Origin of the sequence: Paenibacillus thermotolerans, assembly GCF_028745515.1 — a bacterium.
Classification (GTDB): Bacteria; Bacillota; Bacilli; order Paenibacillales; family YIM-B00363; genus Paenibacillus_AE; species Paenibacillus_AE thermotolerans.
This window is the reverse complement of the sequence record NZ_JAQZSG010000077.1, coordinates 1-3080: the sequence shown is the minus strand read 5'-3', so window position 1 is coordinate 3080 and position 3080 is coordinate 1. Positions and strand designations below refer to the sequence as shown.

Genomic DNA, 3080 nt, shown 5'->3' with positions numbered 1-3080 from the left:
GAAGTACGAAATTTTCTGTGTCCACTCTATTGACCTAATATCAGTGCTCGATGCCGTCGTCAGAGCCAACGATACAAAAACGGTAATACGGCTATAAACAACTAACAACTACTTACTATACGGAGGAAACCACTATGACAAAAGTTTATCGGATCGGAATTATCGGCTGTGGCGGGATCGCGAACGGAAAGCATATGCCGGCTTTGAAGAAACAGCCGAACGCGGAGATGGTCGCTTTTTGCGACATTGACGAAGAGCGTGCGACAGAAGCAAGCAAAAAATTCGGTTCGCCGAATGCTAAAGTATATACGAATTATGTAGAGCTTCTTTCCGACAAGTCTTTGGACATCGTACATGTATGCACGCCAAACGATTCGCATGCGGAGATTTCTATTGCTGCCTTGGAATCGGGCAAGCATGTCATGTGCGAAAAGCCGATGGCAAAGACGGCTGCGGACGCGCGCCGTATGGTAGAAGCGGCGAAGCGCACGGGCAAGAAGCTGACGATCGGCTATCAGAATCGGTTCAGATCCGACTCCCAATATTTGAAGAGTCTTTGCGAAGAAGGAGCCCTCGGCGATATTTATTACGCAAAGGCTCATGCGATTCGCCGCCGTGCCGTACCGACTTGGGGCGTCTTCCTGGATGAAGATAAGCAGGGCGGGGGTCCGCTCATCGATATAGGTACTCATGCACTTGATTTGACGCTGTGGATGATGAATAATTACAAGCCGAAAGCCGTGCTAGGGACCGCGTTCCATAAGTTGTCTCAAAAGGAGAACGCCGCGAATGCGTGGGGGTCTTGGGATCCTGCGAAGTTTACCGTTGAAGATTCAGCCATGGCGATGATTACAATGCAAAACGGTGCGACCATCATGCTTGAATCGAGCTGGGCGATTAATATGCTCAATACTGGGGAAGCGAAGTCGACCTTGTGCGGTACGGAAGGCGGGGCCGATATGGACGACGGCCTTCGGATTAACGGGGAGAAGAAAAGCAAGCTGTTTACGAACCGTGTCGAGCTTGACGCCAGCGGCGTTGATTTTTATGATGGAAGCCAAGAAGACCCGGCGGAGCTTGAGGCAAAACGATGGCTGCAGTCGATCGAGAACGGCACGGACCCTGTCGTTACACCGGAACAGGCATGCGTCGTTTCGGAGATTCTCGAGGCTATTTACGAGTCATCGAGGACCGGAAAAGCAGTTTATTTCGATTAATATATAAGTAGAAAACCTTATCGCTTCGTTGTAACTAGCCCGTACCTCGATGGGAAATGCATAAATATGCAGTAAGCTTAGGGGAAGCCCTAAGCTTATTTGTTTTAGAAAGATGTCGGGAAAAAATTATTTCCTTAAAATCAAATCGCACACCTGGAAACAATTACCTGTTCTAGTTTCGCTTCCTAGAGGTGAACAAACTTACGAGCAGTAATGCATAGTAGCGCCTAATCGTCCTTGAGGCATGCAGAAAAGCCTGTGCTTTCATTCAGGGCGGCTTGAGGATTAAACTATCGGGGCAGCATAGTTCAATGAAGTTAATGGCTATAACTAAATACTTACTGTTTCAAGTTAAAAAAAGGAAATTCAAATGTTGCTGGCGTATTCAAAAGAGAAGTGGAGTTTTTGAGGGAGTGTCAAAACAATTGAGGTCAGACAAAGAATTGGTTACATCCATTCTGGAAGGTGATATTGAGCTATTTTCAGAATTGGTGGCTAAATATGCCAATGTCCTTTATTCAATTGCGTATGGCATCATTGGAGATTTTCATTCGGCTCAAGACATTGTTCAAGAAACGTTTATTAAAGCTTATAACAAGCTTGGACAAATAAATGAATATGAAAAAACTGGACACTGGCTCTATGTTATAACGAGAAGGTTGAGTTTGGATTATCTAAGAAGAAACCAAACGGTTAATGTTCAATTCGAAGAGTCTTTTACCTTGCTTGATGAGTATTCACTTGAGGAGCGAATGGAACAGCGGTTTATGCGCGAAGAGTTATGGGGAGCTCTGAACGCATTAGATGAACAAAACAGGATAACGGTTCTTCTTTACTATATAGCGGAAAAATCTATGAAGGAGACGGCAACAATCCTAAATGTATCTGAGAAGGCCGTGGAGAGCCGGTTGCGAAGATCGCGGAGGCTTTTGAAGGATCATCTGTCTCAACAAATAGGAATCACCTTGCAGCAACGAAAGATGGATGATCGCTTCGTTCAAAAGGTGATGAAACAGTTACTCCAAAAAGTTGGAGGCGTATATATTCCGGTTTCAGACAGCAATCGTAGTGTGGAATGGTTCGTCAGACACTTTGGTTTATCTTTATCCGATAATGGTAATCCTCAGTTAGTTTCAGGGGAATGTCTTTATTTTCTCGAAACTAAAGAAAAACATCCCGGTTATGAACAATCCGAAAAAGAAAGTAACTTGCCAATTTTATCATTTGCAATCGAGCAGATTAACAAAATACACACTAGATTAAAGCAAGAAGGAGTTATCGTTGGGGAGATAGTAAAAGAAGTCGGCGGCAAATCGTTTTTCTTTTATGACCCCGATAAGAATAAATTCGTGGCTTTCGAGAATGACTGATTTTTATTTTATAAGACGCAAAATCGATTTTGGGAACGTCTTGTTATTGAAAGGACAAAAAAGGAGTGATTAGTATGGAGATTAAGGAAAAATTGTCTAAAATTGAGCTTAAACAGATGCTCAAACAGAAATACCCCCATCGGGAAGCGCTCATCAAAAGAATCGAAACTGTTTATGTGCCGGTGAGGAATGCACAGAGAACTAAGGAGTTTTTCATGAAACATAAACTTGTGACACTTTCTAAAGGAGGAAATGCAAAGCTAGCTTCAGGACAAGGAATTTTTTTCTTGGAGACGAATAAGCCGTACACTTTAAACTTTGAGACACATGATTGGATCGATAATGTTGATAATCATTTGATGGAAGCTTTTTGCTTTGAGGTTGGAGATATAGCAACGTTATATGAAGAAATGAAGAAAAATGGAGCACTGGTTTCCGAATTAAGGGACTTGTAACCGTCAAGTACTTTTGAACACTTTTTGCTAAATAACTT

3 protein-coding genes are annotated in these 3080 nt (G+C 43.0%); all 3 read left to right on the top strand.

The features are described from left to right. Nucleotides 1-134 precede the first annotated feature (134 nt). Nucleotides 135-1217, top strand: coding sequence for a Gfo/Idh/MocA family protein (locus PT964_RS26230; RefSeq protein ID WP_274366315.1), 1083 nt, complete (start codon nt 135-137; stop codon nt 1215-1217). Nucleotides 1218-1528: 311 nt separating this feature from the next. Continuing rightward, the gene (locus PT964_RS26225) at nt 1529-2587 is read left to right on the top strand and encodes a sigma-70 family RNA polymerase sigma factor (RefSeq protein ID WP_274366314.1); all 1059 of its coding nucleotides are present in this window, start codon (nt 1529-1531) and stop codon (nt 2585-2587) included. A gap of 74 nt (nt 2588-2661) precedes the next feature. Then, the gene (locus PT964_RS26220) at nt 2662-3042 is read left to right on the top strand and encodes a hypothetical protein (RefSeq protein ID WP_274366313.1); all 381 of its coding nucleotides are present in this window, start codon (nt 2662-2664) and stop codon (nt 3040-3042) included. Nucleotides 3043-3080: the final 38 nt, after the last annotated feature.

Bases quoted from the DNA above. Each gene is read 5' to 3' on its own strand.
- PT964_RS26220 (WP_274366313.1), top strand. From the start codon at position 2,662: ATGGAGATTAAGGAAAAATTGTCTAAAATTGAGCTTAAACAGATGCTC.
- PT964_RS26230 (WP_274366315.1), top strand. From the start codon at position 135: ATGACAAAAGTTTATCGGATCGGAATTATCGGCTGTGGCGGGATCGCG.
- PT964_RS26225 (WP_274366314.1), top strand. From the start codon at position 1,529: ATGAAGTTAATGGCTATAACTAAATACTTACTGTTTCAAGTTAAAAAA.